We start from the raw sequence: 428 nt of genomic DNA on the forward strand, positions 1-428 counted from the left end.
CGTCGCCGCCGCGTTTTCGAGCCTGATCGCCTTCCGCTTCGGTGCCCCTCTTCTGCTGCTCTTTCTCTGCATCGGGCTCGCCACTGGAACCGACGGCCTCGGCATCGAATTCGACAATGCCCGCATCGCCTATTTTGCCGGCTCACTGGCGCTGGCAGTCATCCTGTTCGATTCCGGCTTCGGCACACCGCTTAATGCCTTGCGGCAGGCGGCAGGCCCGGCGCTGTCGCTGGCGACCTTCGGCGTGCTTCTCACCACCGGCCTGTTCGGCGCCGCGGCCTACTATCTGCTCGACCTCAGCTGGCTGGAATCCTTCCTGCTCGGCGCCGCCGTCGCTTCGACCGACGCCGCGGCGGTGTTCTTCCTGCTGCGCGCCGGCGAGATCAATCTGCGTGAGCGCGTGCGCTCGACGCTCGAAGTGGAATCCG

The 428-nt window shown here is 66.4% G+C and carries 1 protein-coding gene; it reads left to right on the top strand.

Features of this window, described 5'->3' with window-relative positions:
- A partial coding sequence (locus tag ACWTU8_RS32845) for a cation:proton antiporter domain-containing protein (protein WP_455851378.1) occupies positions 1–428 on the top strand: 428 nt, incomplete at both ends.

It is taken from the genome of Mesorhizobium sp. BHbdii, assembly GCF_053848045.1.